This is a genomic window from Streptomyces sp. NPDC051636 (assembly GCF_044453765.1).
Lineage (GTDB): Bacteria > Actinomycetota > Actinomycetes > Streptomycetales > Streptomycetaceae > Streptomyces.
Genome location: NZ_JBITDA010000005.1, coordinates 284033 through 301399, shown reverse-complemented (window position 1 = coordinate 301399; position 17367 = coordinate 284033). Strand labels below are relative to the sequence as shown.

Genomic DNA, 17367 nt, shown 5'->3' with positions numbered 1-17367 from the left:
TCAGGCGTCACCGTCATCCGGGAAGGCTACCTCCCGGGTGAGAAACGCCAGTTGGGCGCGCTTCTCAGGCAGGTACACGTCCGGGATGTCGATCTCCGGCAGCACGACCGCCTCTCCCGCCTCGAACCCCTGCTTGAGGAAGCGGGCGATCGCCTTCTCGTTGCGCGCGTCGGGGTCGACCACGACCCGGCTGCGGCCCAGGCCCCGCAGGACGTACGAGGTGACGGCGTCCAGCAGGGACGACGACCAGCCGGTGCGCGCGCCGCCGGGTCCGGCGGGCGCGATCAGCAGGTGGATGCCGATGTCGCCGGGGCGCACCTCGTAGCACTCGCCGACCCGGTCGGCCTCCGGCTCGTACGTCTGCAGCAGCGCGGCCGGTGCGCCGTCCTTGACGACCAGGAAGGCGTGGTGGGTGCCGAGCGTGTCCATGTGCGCGTAGGTCTCGGCGACCTGGTCCCGCGTCAGGCCGGTCATGCCCCAGAAGGCGGCCCGCTCCTCGCTCACCCAGCCGTGGATCACCCCGGCGTCGGCGTGCGGGTCGAGGGGCAGGACACGGACGGTGCCGAAGCCGTCGGTCACCTGCTCGTGGACGGCCTCGCGGGTGGCGTACGGGTCAGACATCGGTCTCCTTCGCGAGCTGGTCGAAGTCGGTGACGACGGGGACGAGGTCCCCGGCGAGCCACAGCGCGAGCTGGTCGTGGTGGTGGGGCGAGCCGGGCACGCCCGAGGCGCCGAACGGGACCACCCACCGGCTGTCCTCGCGCCGGGCCAGGTCCCACACGTACCGGGCGGCCGGGCCACGCGCGCACAGGTCGGTCAGGCCGGGCACGGCGGAGGTGCACAGCACGCAGTCGTGGTCGCCGGACAGCCCCGGCCCGTCGTACGGGCCCGTCGGCAGCGCCCGCCAGGGGGCGAGACGGTGGCGGTCGCCCCAGGTGCCGGCCGGCTTCCCGGCGGCGACCTCCTCGACGGCCGCGCGGACGGCGGCGGGGCGGTCGATGCCGTACAACTCCTCGGCGGTCAGCAGGTGTTCGAGGGCGAAGCCGATGCGCGGGAGCAGGGCCAGCCAGGGCAGGAGGACCTCCGGGTAGGCGGGCGGTTCGGCCAGGGCCGCGAACGCCGGGTGCGCGGCGAGGTGGCGTACGACCGCGCCGCGCACCGCCGCGTAGGCCGCCGCGTCCGTGCTGGTGGCGTCCATGCGGCGGTCCCAGGCGAGGAGGCGGTCGCGCAGCTCGGCGGCGTCGGGGGACAGGGCGTCCAGGGCCGCCAGGTGGTCCAGCAGGGGGGCGGCGGAGCCGAGGTGGGTGTCCCTGTGGATCGCGGGCAGGTCGCCCGGCGACCACCGGTCCTTCTCCCGCAGCAGGGTGGTGATGCGGTCGGCGCGGTGCGGCGGGGCGAACTCGACGCCGAACGGCGTCGCGGGGCCGCGCTGGTTGGCCATCACCGCGATGCCGTCGCTCAGCCCGGCGCGGGGCGTCTCGTGCCGGCCCCGCCACTCGTGGCCCGGCTCCCAGGCGGGCACCGGCCGGATCCGGTTGGCCGCCGCCCGCACCGGCACCCGGCCCGCGACCCGGTGCAGCAGCCCGCCTTCGGTGTCGGCGGCCTGGACGACGTTGACGGGCTCGGCCCAGGCGTCCAGCGCGCGGTCGACGTCGGCGACCCGGCGGGCGCGCAGCAGGGGCAGGAGGGCGCTGAAGCCGAGGTCTTCGGTGACCCGGGGCGGATAGCGCAGGGCGAGGGCGGTGGGCGTGCCACGGTCGTCGAGGGCGGGGTGGTGACCGTCGAGGCCCTCCGGGCCTCCGGCGATCAGCGGACCCCGGTCCGTCTCGATCACCTCGACCTCGGCCGGCTCCTCCCCCGCGATCCGCACGGTCTCCGTGTGCCGGTGGGCGCGGTGCCAGCCGCCGTCGGGGCCGAGGGCCTCCACGCCGGCGCCGGTGCGCCGCAGCCGCTCCCGGTAGAGGTCCTGGTAGTCGGCCATGGCGTTGGTGATGGCCCAGGCGACCGTGCCGGTGTGGCCGAAGTGGGCGATGCCGGGGACGCCGGGGACGGCGAGGCCGACGACGTCGAACTCCGGGCAGGACAGGTGGATCTGCTGGTAGACGCCGGGCTCCTCGATGAAGCGGTGCGGGTCGCCCGCGATGAGGGCGTGGCCGGTCGTGGTCCGCTCACCGCTGAGCAGCCAGCCGTTGCTGCCGGCGGTGCCGGGCCCGTCGGTGGCGAACAGACCGACGGCCTCGTCGCCCAGGTGCCGTACGGCCTGCTCGCGCCAGAGCTTGGCCGGGAAGCCCGCGAAGAGGAAGTGGGTGGCCAGCCAGACGCCGAGCGGGGTCCAGGGCTCCCAGCGGCCGGGGGTGAGGGCGGTGCGGGCGAACTCCGGGGCGTTGCCGCGAGCCAGCCCTTCGTTGACGCCGTCGACGTACGCCCGGACCCAGTCCGCCGTCTCCGGGTCCCGTCTCTCCAGGGCCGCGAAGCAGCGTCTCGCGGTGTCGGCGAGGCGGGCCCGTCTGGCGAGGAGGTCCCACGCGAGGGCCTGGGCGCCCAGGAAGGAGGCCGAGGTGCCCTGGGCGCGGTGCCGCTCGACCTCCAGCTGCCAGGCCCGGTCGAGGGCGGTGACGCGGCCCTGGGCGCGGGCGAGTTCGCGTGCGCTGTCGGCGCGCAGGTGCGGAATTCCCCAGGCGTCGCGGTAGGTCCCGGTGATCACCTTGTGCCCCCACTCCCCTCACTGCGTTTTAGGTTTGCCTAACCTAACCGACTGTGCGAGATCGTACGCGACGGCCGTAGACGCGACGGGGTCCTGGGGCCGTACAGCCTTCCGACCGGAGATCGAGGTCCTCACGGCAGCGCACAGGGCATCACGGGGGCATGATCGGGGTCATGGACGTCACCCTGCACCTCGCCCAGGACCCCGAGGCCGACGAGCTTCTCGGGCGGTCCCCGCTCGCCGCGCTCATCGGGATGCTGCTGGACCAGCAGGTTCCGATGGAGTGGGCGTTCAAGGGGCCTCGTACGATCGCGGACCGCCTGGGCGCGGAGGATCTGGACCCGCACGACATCGCCGCGCAGGACCCGGAGGCCTTCGCCGCCCTGCTCTCCGAGAAGCCGGCCGTGCACCGCTACCCCGGGTCGATGGCCAAGCGGATCCAGCAGCTGTGCCAGTACCTCGTCGAGCACTACGACGGCGACGCCGAGCTCGTCTGGAAGGACGTCGCCGACGGGCGGGAGCTGCTGCGGCGCCTGGAGGAGCTGCCCGGCTTCGGCAAGCAGAAGGCCCAGATCTTCCTGGCCCTGCTCGGCAAGCAGCTCGGCGTCCGGCCCAAGGGCTGGCGCGAGACCGCGGGCGCCTACGGCGAGCCGAAGTCCTTCCGCTCCGTCGCCGACATCACCGGCCCGGAGTCACTGGCCAAGGTGCGCGCGCACAAGCAGGAGATGAAGGCGGCGGCCAGGGCGGCGAAGGCTTCGGAGAAGTAGGCGGACGCCCCGTACCGGGCGGCAGGACACCCCCGAAGCCGGCCTCAGCCATGCGGCCCACGCCGGATGGCGGAGCGTCCGCGGCCGGTCCAAGGATGGATCATGACCGAGTCACCGAGCAGTGATCCCACCTGGGGCCGGGAGTTCGACGACCGCACCGCGCACGCGCACGGGCGGGTAACCGGTGGACATGAACCCGAGCCGCCCTTCGAAGGGCCGTTGCACGCCCTGTCCCGGGCCGCCTGGCAGGTCGTCCTGGTCACCGGCGTGGCGTCGCTGATCCTGGGTGTCCTGGTGCTGGTCTGGCCGGGGGCGTCCCTGCTCGCGGCCGGTGTGCTCTTCGGGCTCTACCTGGTGATCAGCGGCGTGTTCCAGCTGGTGTCCGCCTTCGGTACGCACAAGGCGACCTCGCTGCGGGTGCTGGCGTTCATCAGCGGGGCCCTGTCGATCCTGCTGGGACTGTTCTGCTTCCGCGGGCCGATGCAGTCGACCCTGCTGCTCGCCCTGTGGATCGGCATCGGCTGGCTGATCCGGGGAATCACCCAGACCCTGGCCGCCGCCCACGACAGCACGGTGCCCGCCCGGGGCTGGCAGATCTTCCTCGGGATCATCACCTTCGTCGCCGGGATCGTGCTGATCGACTCGCCCTTCGAGTCGGTCGCCGTGCTCACCCTCGTCGGCGGCTGGTGGCTGGTGGTGGTCGGCGTCGTCGAGATCGTCACCGCGATCCGGATCCGGGGCCGGGCCGAGCAGGTCCCGGTCTCCTTGTGAGCCGCCCCCGGGGCTGCGCCGAGCGGGCGTATCTCGCGCCCCGCGCGAGGAACGCGGCACGTCCGGCGGGGAGATGACCTGCCATGAGCACCGCACCCCGCCGCCGCCCGCGCAGCCGCGCCTGGCTGCGGGTGCTCGTGCTGCTGCTCGCCCTGCTGGTGCCGGGCGCCCAGGCGCAGGCCTCCCCCGCGCCGTCCGCGCCGTCCGCCTCGGCCGGCGAGACGGTCGAGTACGACCTCCTCGAACCGCCCCTGCGGCCTCCCTCCTGCTCCGCCCACCGGGCCGACGTGCCCCTGCGCCCCGCACCGCTCCCCGGCCCGGCCCCCGGCCACCCGCGGGGCCGCCCCCTTTCCGCGCCGCCCCGGCCGCCGCGTGCCCCGCACGACCTGCGGTCGGTGATCCTGCGCTGCTGACGGACCCGGCCCCGGAAGGTCAGTCAGTACGTCATCGGTATGACGCAAGGAACGGTGAGGAACACAGGCATGCCCACAGACCCGTACGCGGTCCTGCGCGCCCTGCTGCGCGCCGAGGCCGTACGCAGCACGGTGAAGCCGGACGTGAGGAAACCCCTACCGCAGGCCCGGCCCGCGAAGGACCGGGACCGCTGACGCACCGGCGGGGGCGGGACCACCGCCTCCGCCGTGCCGTGCCGGACAGCGAACGGGTGATCTCGCGACCGATCGGGGCTGGTGACGAAGAAGACGCCCACCCCTTTCGAGCGAATGAGGCGCACGGTCTCGCTGTCACTCGTCCCGGACCCTGTTCCCGGTATGAACCGGTATACGGCGTCTTTTCCCGCCTCGCACTGCGCCGCCGAGGCTGCGCCCGGAACGTCTTGACCGGTAGGCTTTCCGTGTGATCTTCAAGCGCATCGGAAACGGCCGGCCGTACCCCGACCACGGCCGGGAAAGCACCCGGCAGTGGGCGGACGTCGCGCCGCGCCCGGTCCGCCTCGATCAGCTCGTGACGACCAAGGGCCAGCTCGACCTGGAGACCCTTCTCGCCGAGGACTCGACCTTCTACGGCGACCTCTTCGCGCACGTCGTGAAGTGGCAGGGCGACCTGTACCTGGAGGACGGCCTGCACCGCGCGGTCCGCGCGGCACTCCAGCAGCGCCAGGTCCTGCACGCGCGCGTGCTCGAACTCGACTGACCACCCGGCGTACCACCGTTCGCTCTTTCGGGTTCCACCGACCGGCGTCGAATGATCATCTAGTAGGCATCGCCGCCCGGGCGCACTACGCTGCGCCCATGAGCATGCTGACTCCCCCTGGCATGGGCGGCCAGTACCGGATCACGGGGGACAAGTACCCGCGGATGCGCCCTCCCCGCAGGCGCGGCAGGCTCGTGTTCCTGGCCGTCGCCTGCGCCGCCGTACTCGGGGTCGTCGGCTGGGGAACCGTGCAGCTCATCGACGTGTTCACCGGCGGCAGGAAGAACACCGCGGCCGGCTCCAGGACGCAGTGCACGACCAAGGCGAGCCCCGCCGCGGGCGTGAAGGCGCTCCCGGAGCCCGGAAAGATCACCGTCAACGTCTACAACGCCACGGCCCGCACCGGCCTGGCCAAGGACACCGCGGACCAGCTGAAGAAGCGCGGCTTCCGCATCGGCGACGTGGGCAACGCGGCCAAGCAGTACGACAAGAAGGTAAAGGGCACCGGGATACTCCTCGGGCCCGCGTCCGCCCTGAACACCTCGCTGCCCGTCCTCGCCGCCCAGCTCGCCGGGGCCGAACAGCGCACCGACGCCGCCCGTAAGGGTGACACCGTCGACCTGATCCTCGGCGACGGGTTCAAGAGCCTCACCAAGCAGGCGGACGCCGCCAAGGCCGTGGCCGAACTGGCCGCGCCCGCGTCGACGCCCGCCACGAAGAAGAAGGGCTGCTGAGGCAGTCGTGGGGCCGCCGGGCGGGGCACGCGGCGCGGACCCCGCCCGCCGCCGTGGCGGCCTCGCCGGTCCGCCGACGGCCTACTCGGCCGCCCCGTACAGGCGGTCGCCCGCGTCTCCCAGGCCGGGGACGATGTAGCCGTGTTCGTTGAGGTGGTCGTCGACGGCGGCCGTCACGACCGTCACCGGCGTTCCCGCCAGCTCGCGCTCCATGACCTCGACGCCCTCCGGCGCGGCGAGCAGCACCACGGCGGTGACGTCGTCGGCGCCGCGCTTGATCAGTTCCTGGATCGCCGCGACCAGCGTGCCGCCGGTGGCCAGCATCGGGTCCAGCACGTACGTCTGGCGGCCGGAGAGGTCCTCCGGCATACGGGTGGCGTACGTGGACGCCTGGAGCGTCTCCTCGTTGCGGATCATGCCCAGGAAGCCCACCTCGGCAGTCGGCAGCAGCCGCATCATGCCGTCCAGCATGCCGAGGCCGGCGCGCAGGATCGGCACGACCAGCGGGCGCGGACGGGCGAGTTTGACGCCGGTCGTCGAGGCGACCGGGGTCTCGATCTCGACCGCTTCGGTGCGCACGTCCCGCGTGGCCTCGTAGGCGAGCAGGGTGACCAGTTCGTCGGCCAGCCGGCGGAAGGTCGGGGAGTCGGTGCGCCGGTCGCGCAACGCGGTGAGCTTGTGGGCGACCAGGGGGTGGTCGACGACGTGGAGACGCATGCCCATAACAGTAACCGCGCCGCCCCGCCCCTCGCGCTGGCATCAAACCCCCCGTCCGGGGGAAAGTGGAGGGACGGACTGGGGTGGTGTGACTGTGCCTGACCTGCCAGAGAACGAATCCGACATACCCAAGGACGCCGCCGGGACCGACGCGCGCGTGTCGCCGCCGGAGACGGACGCCCAGCGCCGGCGCCGCCGGGCCCAGTTCCTGCGCGAGCTCGCCGAGGCCCGGGAACTGCGTGACCGCGTCCAGCCGCGCCGCGCCAAGGTGGCCCGGCTGCGGCACGCGATGCGCATGCGGACCTTCCGCTGGTAGCCAAGTTCCCCCGGTTACCGGGAGTTCACCGCAAGGCAGTGCGTGGAGCGCGGGAAAAGCCGCGTACGATCCGCAGGTGGCGGCAACGAGTGCGCCGGTGACCGCGTCGCGGTCGTGCGGGCGACTCCGCGCGTCCGCACAGCCGATCCATGGGATCGAAACAGCCAGACACAGGGAGCCGAAGACGTCCCCTGGGCGCCTTGTTTCTGCCACGATTCCGAGTGGGTGGGGCTCGGAGCCTGAGCTCTCTCCGCCCAAGAACCTCCGCCGGGGGGACCCCCAACCGGCACGCCTATGACCAGTGGGAGAGTCACGGTGTACTTCGCCGCACTGCTCGCGCGCACCGAAGACGGGTGGGAAGCGAGCGACACAGAGCTCGACGATGTGGAGACCCTGTCGGATCTGGCCGACCTGGCCCGGGAAGCCTCTCCCGACGAGGACACGGTGCTCGTTCTGATCGAGCAGGAGGACGCCTGGTTCGGCGTCGTGCGCGTGGACGGCGAGGAGGACCCTCGCATCTACGTCTCGGACGCCGCCGCCGCCCGCCGCAGCGCCTACGGTGAACTGCTGCTCACCGACGAACTGCTCGGCCGGGAGCCCGGCGCCGACGACGGCCCGGACCTGGACGCCCTGGACCTCGACGGCACGGAGGACGGTGAGTCCGAGGACGACGACGAGGAGGGTGCCGCCGGGGACGCGGTGCCGCACAGCCCGGTGGGCGACAGCGAGATCCTCGACGACCTGGGCATCAGCGAGAAGGAACTGCGCGCCCTGGACGCCGACGACGCGCTGAACACGATCGCCGAGGCCCTGGGCGCCTCGGAGGTGCTGGAGACCGTCCGCTGACCGCCCGGGAACCGGACGGGACACCGGACGACAGGACCCCGGACCCGGTACGCGACCGCTGGCGGGCCGCGATGCGGCTCGCCCTGGACGAGGCCCGCACGGCCGTCCGGGGCGGGGACGTCCCCGTCGGCGCCGTCCTGCTGTCGACGGACGGTACGACGGTGCTCGCGACCGGGCACAACGAGCGCGAGGCCACCGGCGACCCCACGGCCCACGCCGAGGTGCTCGCCCTGAGGCGGGCCGCCGCGAAACTGGGCGAGTGGCGGCTGAGCGGATGCACGCTCGTGGTCACGCTGGAACCCTGCACGATGTGCGCGGGCGCGCTCGTGCAGTCCCGCGTGGACCGGGTGGTCTACGGCGCCCGTGACGACAAGGCCGGAGCGGCCGGTTCCCTGTGGGACGTCGTCCGCGACCGGCGGCTCAACCACCGCCCCGAGGTCGTCGAGGGCGTCCTCGCCGAGGAGTGCGCACGGCTCCTCACCGACTTTTTCCGCGAGCGCTGAAGTCCGGCGATTGCGGGGAGCGCGGGAAACGGATTTCAAAGCGCGGCACACCTTGCTGTAAGGTCTCCCTCGGTAGCGTGTCCGAGCGGCCGAAGGAGCTCGCCTCGAAAGCGAGTGTGGCGCAAGTCACCGAGGGTTCAAATCCCTCCGCTACCGCCGCGAAAGGGCCCCGTCCGTTGGACGGGGCCCTTTGTGCGATTATCGACAGCGCTCGGCGCAGTCAGCGACAGGGGAGGCCGCGGTGGCGGTGAACGCCAAGAAGATCACCGTGTACGTGCTCGTGGTCTTCGCGCTCTACGTGATCATCACGGACCCGGCCAAGGCCGCCGACTACGTGCAGGTAGGCTTCGAGGGCATATCGGACGCCGCCAAGGCCATCGGCGACTTCATGACATGGGTCGCCAACGGAGGAAAGAGCTAGAGCCCATGATCCGCCACCTGGTCCTGTTCAAGCTCAACGAGGGTGTCGGGCGCGACGATCCGCGGGTCGTGGCGGGCGAGGAGGCCTTCCGCGCCCTGGACGGCAGGATCCCCGAGATCCGCCACTGGGAGCTGGGCTGGAACACCAGCGACCGGCCCATCGCCTACGACTTCGCGATCAACTCCGCCTTCGACGACGCGGACGCGCTGCGCCGCTACGTGGAGCACCCGGAACACCAGGCGGGGGTCGGCCTGTGGCGGGAGTTCGCCACGTGGGTGATCGCCGACTACGAATTCTGAGCCACGGGCTCCTCACACCCGTCAGCCCTTCGCCGCAACGGCGGGGGGCTTTCCTGTGCCTTACGGGTGGTTTTTGCCTCAACTTGGCCTCAACACGGTGTTATGCGGTGCTTGCACACAGTGCACATGTCTTGTGATGCTATGACCGCTTTTGACGGATGATTGACCGATGAAGAGGTGGCGTTGACCGTGTCGGCCAGTACTGCGCCGCCCCAGGAGGAGACCCCCGCTCCCGCCCCCGAGAAGCGCCGCGGCGCCGACACCCGCGCCCTCACCCAGGTGCTCTTCGCCCAGCTCAAGGAACTCAAGCCGGGCACACCCGAGCACAACCGGGTCCGCGGGGCGCTGATCGAGGCCAACCTGCCCCTCGTGCGCTACGCGGCGGCCCGCTTCCGCTCCCGCAACGAGCCCATGGAGGACGTGGTCCAGGTCGGCACCATCGGTCTCATCAACGCCATCGACCGCTTCGACCCGGACCGGGGCGTGCAGTTCCCGACCTTCGCGATGCCCACGGTGGTCGGCGAGATCAAGCGGTACTTCCGGGACAACGTCCGCACCGTCCACGTACCGCGCCGGCTGCACGAGCTGTGGGTGCAGGTCAACAGCGCGACCGAGGACCTGACGACGGCCTTCGGGCGCACCCCCACCACCGCCGAGATCGCCGAGCGGCTGCGCATCAGCGAGGAGGAGGTGCTGTCCTGCATCGAGGCCGGACGCTCCTACCACGCGACCTCACTGGAGGCCGCCCAGGAGGGCGACGGGCTGCCCGGCCTGCTCGACCGCATCGGCTACGAGGACCCGGCCCTGGACGGCGTCGAGCACCGCGACCTCGTACGCCATCTGCTGGTCCAACTCCCCGAGAGGGAACAGCGAATTCTGCTCCTGCGGTACTACAGCAATCTCACCCAGTCACAGATCAGCGCGGAACTCGGCGTCTCCCAGATGCACGTCTCCCGTCTCCTCGCGCGCAGCTTCCAGCGGCTGCGTTCCGCCAACCGAATCGAGGCATAAGCCGAGGCACGACGGGGCGCGGGGGCGCACCGGACTGGCGCACGGGGTCACACGGGGATCACAACAAAGGATCGCAAGCACTATCGAGGCATAACCGGCGCGGGCGAATCGCTCAGCGCGTCTCTTCCCGACAGTTGTGACCCGAAAAACCGTCAGACCCCTTCTTTCCAGGGCCGATTCGCATCCGATGTGTCGACATGTCACTACAGCGTGTTGCCGACATGTGACATTCTGCGGGAAGCGCGTTTGCCGGGGCTTCGGCTCCGGTATTCAGGTGAGGGCTGCGTTCCTTCGTGGGAGCGCCGCCGCGACCGTCCCGCGACCCAAAGGGGGTGGCATGTCCGCAGAACAGGGCAGCTCGAAGGTGCTGACGCCCACGAAGAGCGAGGCAGCGCCCAAGGAGCTCGATGCGCTCGACGTGCTCGACGACGTCACGGCCCCCGAGCCCGCGCCGGCCCCGGCTCTCCCGGCCCTCCCGGCCCCGGAAGCCATCGACACCCGCACCTTGTCCCGCTCCCTGTTCCTGCGGCTGGCCGCACTCGACGAGGACAGCCCCGAGCGCGCCTACGTCCGGGACACGCTCATCGAGCTCAACCTCCCCCTCGTCCGGTACGCGGCGGCCCGCTTCCGCAGCCGCAACGAGCCGATGGAGGACATCGTCCAGGTCGGCACCATCGGCCTGATCAAGGCGATCGACCGCTTCGACTGCGAGCGGGGCGTGGAGTTCCCGACCTTCGCCATGCCCACGGTGGTCGGCGAGATCAAGCGGTTCTTCCGCGACACCTCCTGGTCGGTCCGCGTCCCGCGCCGGCTCCAGGAGCTGCGGCTGGCCCTCACCAAGGCCAGCGACGAGCTCTCCCAGAAGCTGGACCGCTCCCCGACGGTGACCGAACTCGCCGCCGTCCTGGGCGTCTCCGAGGAGGACGTGGTCGACGGCCTGGCGGTCGGCAACGCCTACACGGCGTCCTCGCTCGACTCCCCCGCCCCCGAGGACGACGGCGGCGAGGGCTCCCTGGCCGACCGGCTCGGCTACGAGGACAGCGCCCTGGAGGGCGTGGAGTACCGGGAGTCGCTGAAGCCGCTGCTGGCCAAGCTCCCGCCCCGGGAGCGGCGGATCATCATGCTGCGCTTCTTCGCCAACATGACCCAGTCGCAGATCGGCGAGGAGGTCGGCATCTCCCAGATGCACGTCTCCCGGCTGCTGACCCGGACGCTGGCGCAGCTGCGGGACGGACTCATCTCCGACTGAGGGTTCCCATTTGACGGAGCGTCATCCACTATGGCGCGATGCTTCGAGCGACGGGAGCGGCAGGGTCCGGATCGACTCATGGCCGCCGGGGCGCCGTTGTCACGGTAGCGTCGGCGGCCGTCGTCTGCCTGGGCGCGGCACTGGCCGCGTGCGGAAGCGGCGACGGCGGAGGTTACGCGGCGGTCGGCCCGGTGGGCGGACCGCCGGCCGCGTCGGCCACGGCGGCGGACCCCGGCGGGTCGGTGACCCTGGTGCCGCTCGACGGTCCTGCGACCGGACGCGGGGACACCGCCGGCCAGAGAGTTCCGGGAGTCCCGGAAGTGAACTCACCTGCCGCGGAAAGCCCTTCGCCGGCAGGGCACGGGCGGTCTCAGCCCGCCTCCACCCCGCCGGTCACCAGCGAAAGCCCCGAGTCCCGTCCGACAACCCCGAAGCCACCCTCTCCGACCCGGACCGCCGGTCCAACGGCATCCCCCGCCCCGGCCGCCCTCACCTGGGGCGAGCCCATCCGCGAGGCCACGGACGAGCGCTGGTGCGAGAAGGTGACCGTCGCCTTCCGCAACGAGGGCGGGACGGCGGTGCGGTCGGGCACGGTGACGCTCGGGACGCACGTCATCGACGCGCTCGGCACCGACTGGGCGACGGTCGAGTCGACGGAGGACCTTCCGGCGCCGATCGAGGCGGGCGCGCGGAAGGAACCCACCTGGACGGTGTGCGTCGACGCCATCGGTGTGCCGCTCGGCATGCACGTCGAGACGCGCGACGTGGACGTGGCGTGGAAGTGACTACATGAACGCCAGCCAGGCCACCGCCGCCACGATCGCGATCGCCGCGACGATGCCGGCGATCAGTCCGACGCGGGGGCCCGCCGGGGCGGCCGCCCGCTGCCGGCCCTGAGGGGCCGCCTCGTCGACGAACGCGCGGAACATCTGGGTGCTGCCTGCGGGGTCGTAGTTGCCCTGGGGGCCCTGGGTGTCAGCCATGGCCCGAGACACTAGCGAATCACGGGATGGGGCCCAAGTGGGGGCCGCCCGATAGTTGAGTTTACCAAGTTTTGGTGCGGTAGCCCTCTCCTTTATTTGCCTGCATCAACCAACAAGTCATATGGTTGCCCTAAGCAACAAACACGGGAGGTGTGATGGCCGTACAGGCGCAGTACGAGGAGCTGATCCGTCAGTTCAGCGCCTTCGGCGCCGTCAAGCGCGAGCTCGGCCGCATCCTGCCGTCGGACTGCCCGAGCGGCTCCGCCGCCGTCCTGACGCTGCTCGGCCGCCACGGCGACATGCGCATGAGCAGGCTCGCCGAGCTGCTCGCCGTGGACATGTCCGTGACCAGCCGCCATGTCGCGCACGTCGTCGAGCGGGGATGGATCGAACGGTCCTGCGACCCGGCCGACAAGCGCTCGCGCATCCTGCGCCTCACACCCGAGGGCCGTGAGCTGCTGGACGAGCTGTCCCGGCGGACCACGCACCTGCTCGCCGAGCGCCTCGGCGACTGGAGCGAGGACGAGGTCGGCCAGCTCACCCGGCTCATGGCGCGGCTGCGGGCCAGCTTCGACGACTGCCGCTCCGTACCACCCCGGCTCCCGCCACCCGCACTCGAAAAGACCACCCGTACACCCGCGACCACATAAGAAAAGGAAGCCCATGGCAACGACCACACCAGCCGGTGTGCGGGCTCACGCCAAGCACGGGGGAGGCTCCCGCGCCGACGCCCCGATGACACACCGGCAGATCATGGAGGCGCTCTCCGGGCTGCTGCTCGGCATGTTCGTGGCGATCCTGTCGTCCACGATCGTCTCCAACGCCCTGCCGGAGATCATCGGCGACCTCGGCGGCGGCCAGTCCGCCTACACCTGGGTGGTCACCGCCGCCCTGCTGTCGATGACCGCGGCCACTCCCCTGTGGGGCAAGCTCGCCGACCTGTACAGCAAGAAGGCGCTCGTCCAGACAGCCCTGATCATCTATGTCCTCGGCTCGGCCGCCGCCGGTCTGTCGCAGAACGCCGGCATGCTGATCGCCTGCCGTGTGATCCAGGGCATCGGCGTCGGCGGTCTGTCCGCCCTGGCGCAGATCGTGATGGCGGCGATGATCTCCCCGCGCGAGCGCGGCCGTTACTCCGGCTACCTCGGCGCCACCTTCGCCGTCGCCACCGTCGGCGGCCCGCTGCTCGGCGGTGTCATCACCGACACCTCCTGGCTGGGCTGGCGCTGGTGCTTCTACGTCGGCGTGCCCTTCGCGGTCATCGCGCTGATCGTCCTGCAGAAGACCCTGCACCTGCCCGTCGTGAAGCGCGACGTGAAGGTCGACTGGGGCGGCGCGTTCCTGATCTCCGCCGCCGTCTCGCTGCTGCTGGTCTGGGTCACGTTCGCCGGTGACAAGTACGACTGGGTGTCCTGGCAGACGTACGCCATGGTCGCGGGCTCGATCGTGCTCGGCGCGCTGTTCGTGCTCGTGGAGTCCAAGGCCGGCGAACCGATCATCCCGCTGCGGCTGTTCCGCAACCGCACCATCACCCTGGCGTCCCTCGCCTCGCTGTTCGTCGGCATCGCGATGTTCACCGGCACGGTGTTCTTCAGCCAGTACTTCCAGCTGGCCCGCGACAAGTCCCCGACGATGTCCGGCGTCATGACGATCCCGATGATCGGCGGCCTGTTCGTCTCCTCCACCGTCTCCGGCCAGTTCATCACCCGCACCGGCCGCTGGAAGGCCTGGCTGGTCAGCGGTGGCGTGCTGGTGACGGCCGGCCTGGGCCTGCTCGGCACCATCCGGTACGACACCGCGTACTGGAAGATGGCCGTCTTCATGGCCCTGCTGGGCCTCGGCATCGGCATGATGATGCAGAACCTGGTGCTGTGCACGCAGAACCAGGTCGCCCCGAGCGACCTCGGCTCGGCCAGCTCCACGGTCACCTTCTTCCGCTCCCTCGGCGGTGCGGTCGGCGTCTCCGCGCTCGGCTCCGTGATGTCCCACCGGATCACCGACTACGTCAAGGACGGCATCGCCGGCCTCAGCCCGAAGTACCAGGCCGCCCTGGCCGGCTCCAGCTCCTCCGGCGACAGCATCCCGGACATGGACAAGCTCCCTGCCCCGCTGCGCACGGTCATGGAGAGCGCCTACGGCCACGGCATCGCCGACGTCTTCTTCATCGCCGGCTGCCTGGCGGCCGTCGCCTTCCTGATCACCCTGTTCATCAAGGAGGTCCCGTTGAACACCAGGGGCGGGCTGGCGCAGGCCGCCGAGGGCGGGGCCCCGGCCGCCACCGAGGCTCCCGCCGCCGCTGCCCCGGCCGCCGTCCCGGCCCCGGCCGAGGAGCGGGTGCCCAGCTGGGCCGTCGCCGCCTCCGCCACCGAGGCCGGCCCCGAGGGCACGCAGCGCCTGGCGGCCGTCGCCACGGTGGCCGGCCCCGGGCAGTCCGCGTCCGGCGGCGGTACGCCGGTGTACGGCTACGTCCGCGACGCCGAGAGCGCCCCGGTCCCGCAGGCCGCGGTCACCCTGGTCTCCCTCAACGGCCGCCAGCTGGGCCGCTCGGTCGCCCAGGCCGACGGCTCCTACGCGGTGGACGCGCCGGGCGCCGGCTCGTACGTCCTGATCGCCTCCGCCGACGGCTACCAGCCGCAGGCGTCCACCGTCATGGTGGGCGAGGAGCCGGTGGCGTACGACATGCTGCTCAGCGGCACCAGCGGGCTGAGCGGCGTGGTCCGGGCGGCCGGGAACGCGCTGCCGGTCAAGGACGCCATGGTGATCGTCACCGACGTGCGCGGCGACCTGCTGGCCACCGGGAACACCGGTGAGCAGGGCGAGTTCGCCTTCGCCGAGCTGGTCCCGGGCGTGGTGACCGTCGCCGTCAACGCGATCGGGTTCCGGCCGCGCGCCCTGCCCGTCGGGATCGGCGCCACCGGCGTCACCCGGATCGAGGTCGACCTCGACGCCGGCGCCCAGCTCCAGGGCGTCGTACGCGCCCCGCACGGCCCGCTGGCCGACGCCCGCGTGACCCTGGTGGACGCGGCGGGCAACGTGGTCGGCACGGCCACCACCGGGTCGGACGGGGCGTACGCCTTCGCCGACCTGGACAGCGGCGAGTACACCGTCATCGCGACGGGCTACCCGCCGGTGGCGACGGCCCTGACGGTCTCCGGCACCGGAGTCGACGGCCACGACATCGAACTCGCCCACCCCGGCGAGTAGTCACACCCCGGCCCGTGGCGGGCGCGCTCCGAGCGGAGGTGCGCCCGCCACGGGCCGGTCTCTTTACGACCGATTTGCAGGGCTTTTCGAAGCCATCCTCAGCTGTCCATGGCTTATGAAGGAGAAAACGGGATGGGACTGACCGCGAGGATCCGCACCCGGGACGGATGGGCCGTGTCGCACGCGGTCGTCACCGTGACCGACATGACGGGCACGCAGGTGCTGCGCGCCGAGGCCGACGCCGAGGGCGCCGTGCGGGACACCACCGAGCTGGCCCCGGGGGCGTACACGGTGATCGTCACGGCCGTCGGTTACGCGCCCGCCGCCGCCAGCGCCCTCGTCACCGCCGCCGGGCGGGCCGAGGTCGGCACGATCACGCTGGCCCGGCAGGGCGGCACGGAGCTGCCCCCGCCCGGCCCGTGGACCATCGACCCGGCGCACTCCTCGGTGGCCGCCGTCGCCCAGCACCTGGGGATCTCCAGCGTGCACGGCCGGTTCACGGACTTCACCGGCTCGATCGAGATCGCCTTCGACGACGTCACCAGGTCCCGCGTCCAGGCGGTCATCCGGGCCGCCTCCATCGGCACCGGCAACGACATGCGCGACACGCACCTGCGCTCGGCGGACTTCCTGGACGCCGAGCGGCACCCCGAGATCACCTATCGCTCGACGGGCCTGACGGCGGCCGGTTCCGACCGCTGGACGGTGCACGGCGAGCTGGCGATGCACGGCGTGTCCCGCCCGGTCGACCTGGACCTCGCCTACCTCGGCACCGGCGCCGACCCGTGGGGCGGCACCCGCGCGGCCTTCCGGGCCACCGCGGAGCTGCACCGCGAGGACTTCGCCATGAACTACAACCAGCTCCTCCAGGCGGGCATCGCGGCCATCGGCACGACCCTCAAGGTGGACCTGGACATCCAGGCCGTCCAGGGCGAGTCGCTACCGCTCGGCTGAGGGCGGCCGGGTGCCGCCGACCCGGGTCACCAGATCGGTGCACAGGTCGCGGAGTTTGACGTTGCGGTCCTGCGAGGCGCGGCGCAGCCGCTCCAGGGCGATCCGGGCGTCGACCCGCTCACGGGCCATCAGGATGCCGATGGCCTGATCGATGATGCTGCGGGAGAGCAGGGCGACGCGCACATCGGCCGCCGTCTCCTGCTGGCGCTCGATGTGCAGGGCGACGTTGACCGCGTCCGCGGCCCGCGCCGCGAAGTCCCGGGCCTTCTCCCGGCCGGCGTCCAGCACGCCGGGCTCGGTGGCGTAGAGGTTGAGGGCGGCCCCCGTCTCCCCCGCCACGTCGAGCGGCAGCGCCAGCACACTGCGGACGCCCGCGTCGAGCGCGTACGTCCGGTACGCCGGCCAGCGCGTCTCCCGGGCCAGGTCCGGCGCGTACTGCTCCCGCCGGGTGCCGGCCGCATCGACGCACGGGCCCGAACCGTTCTCGTACTGCCGCTGGTCCAGTCCGCTCGGCATACCGCTGCTGCCGGCCAGGGTGAGCAGCCGGTCGGCGCGGCGCACGGTGATGCTGCAGGCCACCACGCCGGGCACCGCCTGCACCGCCCGGTCGGCCAGATCGCGCAGCAGCGTGTCGAGACCGCCACTGCGCGCCATGGCCCGGTCCAGCGTGTCGGGGGTCTCAGGTCTCATGACATAGCGGATATCCCGACTTCGGCCGCTGAAGCAGGGTGTGCGT

Annotated in this window: 22 protein-coding genes and 1 tRNA gene; 18 read left to right on the top strand and 5 right to left on the bottom strand. The window is 71.9% G+C overall.

Annotated elements, in window-relative coordinates; translation table 11 throughout:
• Positions 1-621 carry a GNAT family N-acetyltransferase gene (locus ACIBBH_RS13120; RefSeq protein ID WP_399404320.1) on the bottom strand — a complete coding sequence of 207 codons (621 nt, stop codon included), beginning with the start codon at positions 619-621 and terminating at the stop codon, positions 1-3.
• Positions 614-2704 (bottom strand): penicillin acylase family protein, encoded by a 2091-nt coding sequence (locus ACIBBH_RS13115; protein ID WP_399404319.1) that lies wholly within the window; start codon positions 2702-2704, stop codon positions 614-616. The genes ACIBBH_RS13120 and ACIBBH_RS13115 overlap by 8 nt, the downstream gene beginning before the upstream one ends.
• A 173-nt stretch (positions 2705-2877) precedes the next feature.
• Here ACIBBH_RS13115 and ACIBBH_RS13110 point away from each other — a divergent pair, with 173 nt between their 5' ends.
• From ACIBBH_RS13110 to ACIBBH_RS13085, 6 genes are all read left to right on the top strand, one after another.
• Positions 2878-3471 (top strand): HhH-GPD-type base excision DNA repair protein, encoded by a 594-nt coding sequence (locus tag ACIBBH_RS13110; protein WP_399404318.1) that lies wholly within the window; start codon positions 2878-2880, stop codon positions 3469-3471.
• Positions 3472-3573: 102 nt separating this feature from the next.
• Complete coding sequence (locus ACIBBH_RS13105; RefSeq protein ID WP_399404317.1) at positions 3574-4242, top strand: HdeD family acid-resistance protein; 669 nt, start codon at positions 3574-3576, stop codon at positions 4240-4242.
• 83 nt (positions 4243-4325) lie between these two features.
• A complete protein-coding gene (locus ACIBBH_RS13100; RefSeq protein ID WP_399404316.1) occupies positions 4326-4655 on the top strand; it encodes a hypothetical protein in 330 nt (109 codons plus the stop codon).
• A 69-nt stretch (positions 4656-4724) separates the two neighbouring features.
• The gene (locus ACIBBH_RS13095) at positions 4725-4850 is read left to right on the top strand and encodes a hypothetical protein (RefSeq protein WP_399404315.1); all 126 of its coding nucleotides are present in this window, start codon (positions 4725-4727) and stop codon (positions 4848-4850) included.
• 247 nt (positions 4851-5097) lie between these two features.
• Positions 5098-5394 carry a type II toxin-antitoxin system VapB family antitoxin gene (locus tag ACIBBH_RS13090; protein ID WP_003999914.1) on the top strand — a complete coding sequence of 99 codons (297 nt, stop codon included), beginning with the start codon at positions 5098-5100 and terminating at the stop codon, positions 5392-5394.
• A gap of 122 nt (positions 5395-5516) precedes the next feature.
• Positions 5517-6128 (top strand): LytR C-terminal domain-containing protein, encoded by a 612-nt coding sequence (locus ACIBBH_RS13085; protein ID WP_399404389.1) that lies wholly within the window; start codon positions 5517-5519, stop codon positions 6126-6128.
• Between the two features lie 81 nt (positions 6129-6209).
• Here ACIBBH_RS13085 and upp read toward each other — a convergent pair whose 3' ends face one another.
• Entirely contained in the window at positions 6210-6845 is a 636-nt protein-coding gene (gene upp / locus ACIBBH_RS13080) for a uracil phosphoribosyltransferase (protein WP_399404314.1), read from the bottom strand.
• 124 nt (positions 6846-6969) lie between these two features.
• Between upp and ACIBBH_RS13075 the strand changes: the two genes are divergently transcribed.
• The 9 genes from ACIBBH_RS13075 to ACIBBH_RS13035 all read left to right on the top strand — a co-directional run bounded on the left by ACIBBH_RS13075 (position 6970) and on the right by ACIBBH_RS13035 (position 12275).
• Positions 6970-7161 carry a hypothetical protein gene (locus tag ACIBBH_RS13075; RefSeq protein WP_399404388.1) on the top strand — a complete coding sequence of 64 codons (192 nt, stop codon included), beginning with the start codon at positions 6970-6972 and terminating at the stop codon, positions 7159-7161.
• Between the two features lie 315 nt (positions 7162-7476).
• The gene (locus ACIBBH_RS13070) at positions 7477-8007 is read left to right on the top strand and encodes a hypothetical protein (protein ID WP_399404387.1); all 531 of its coding nucleotides are present in this window, start codon (positions 7477-7479) and stop codon (positions 8005-8007) included.
• Positions 8008-8078: 71 nt separating this feature from the next.
• Complete coding sequence (gene tadA, locus ACIBBH_RS13065) at positions 8079-8510, top strand: tRNA adenosine(34) deaminase TadA (protein ID WP_399404313.1); 432 nt, start codon at positions 8079-8081, stop codon at positions 8508-8510.
• Positions 8511-8581: 71 nt separating this feature from the next.
• Positions 8582-8666 (top strand) — tRNA-Ser (locus ACIBBH_RS13060).
• A gap of 85 nt (positions 8667-8751) precedes the next feature.
• On the top strand, positions 8752-8931 hold the full coding sequence (locus ACIBBH_RS13055; protein ID WP_399404312.1) for a hypothetical protein: 180 nt from the start codon (positions 8752-8754) through the stop codon (positions 8929-8931).
• Between the two features lie 5 nt (positions 8932-8936).
• Entirely contained in the window at positions 8937-9230 is a 294-nt protein-coding gene (locus tag ACIBBH_RS13050; protein ID WP_399404311.1) for a Dabb family protein, read from the top strand.
• A 183-nt stretch (positions 9231-9413) separates the two neighbouring features.
• Complete coding sequence (locus ACIBBH_RS13045) at positions 9414-10241, top strand: RNA polymerase sigma factor SigF (protein WP_399404386.1); 828 nt, start codon at positions 9414-9416, stop codon at positions 10239-10241.
• A gap of 337 nt (positions 10242-10578) precedes the next feature.
• The gene (locus ACIBBH_RS13040) at positions 10579-11490 is read left to right on the top strand and encodes an RNA polymerase sigma factor SigF (protein ID WP_399404310.1); all 912 of its coding nucleotides are present in this window, start codon (positions 10579-10581) and stop codon (positions 11488-11490) included.
• A gap of 542 nt (positions 11491-12032) precedes the next feature.
• Positions 12033-12275, top strand: a complete 243-nt coding sequence (locus ACIBBH_RS13035) for a hypothetical protein (protein WP_399404309.1) — start codon at positions 12033-12035, stop codon at positions 12273-12275.
• Here the strand turns inward: ACIBBH_RS13035 and ACIBBH_RS13030 are convergent, their stop codons facing one another.
• Complete coding sequence (locus ACIBBH_RS13030; RefSeq protein ID WP_399404308.1) at positions 12276-12473, bottom strand: hypothetical protein; 198 nt, start codon at positions 12471-12473, stop codon at positions 12276-12278.
• Positions 12474-12628: 155 nt separating this feature from the next.
• On the opposite strand from ACIBBH_RS13030, the gene ACIBBH_RS13025 reads away from it, so the two are divergent.
• The 3 genes from ACIBBH_RS13025 to ACIBBH_RS13015 all read left to right on the top strand — a co-directional run bounded on the left by ACIBBH_RS13025 (position 12629) and on the right by ACIBBH_RS13015 (position 16631).
• Positions 12629-13123 carry a MarR family winged helix-turn-helix transcriptional regulator gene (locus ACIBBH_RS13025; RefSeq protein ID WP_399404307.1) on the top strand — a complete coding sequence of 165 codons (495 nt, stop codon included), beginning with the start codon at positions 12629-12631 and terminating at the stop codon, positions 13121-13123.
• A 13-nt stretch (positions 13124-13136) separates the two neighbouring features.
• Positions 13137-15677 (top strand): MFS transporter, encoded by a 2541-nt coding sequence (locus tag ACIBBH_RS13020; protein ID WP_399404306.1) that lies wholly within the window; start codon positions 13137-13139, stop codon positions 15675-15677.
• Positions 15678-15809: 132 nt separating this feature from the next.
• Entirely contained in the window at positions 15810-16631 is an 822-nt protein-coding gene (locus tag ACIBBH_RS13015) for a YceI family protein (RefSeq protein WP_399404305.1), read from the top strand.
• Here the strand turns inward: ACIBBH_RS13015 and ACIBBH_RS13010 are convergent.
• Positions 16617-17321 (bottom strand): ANTAR domain-containing protein, encoded by a 705-nt coding sequence (locus tag ACIBBH_RS13010; protein WP_399404304.1) that lies wholly within the window; start codon positions 17319-17321, stop codon positions 16617-16619. The two genes, ACIBBH_RS13015 and ACIBBH_RS13010, sit on opposite strands and share 15 nt — an antisense overlap.
• Between the last annotated feature and the right edge of the window lie 46 nt (positions 17322-17367).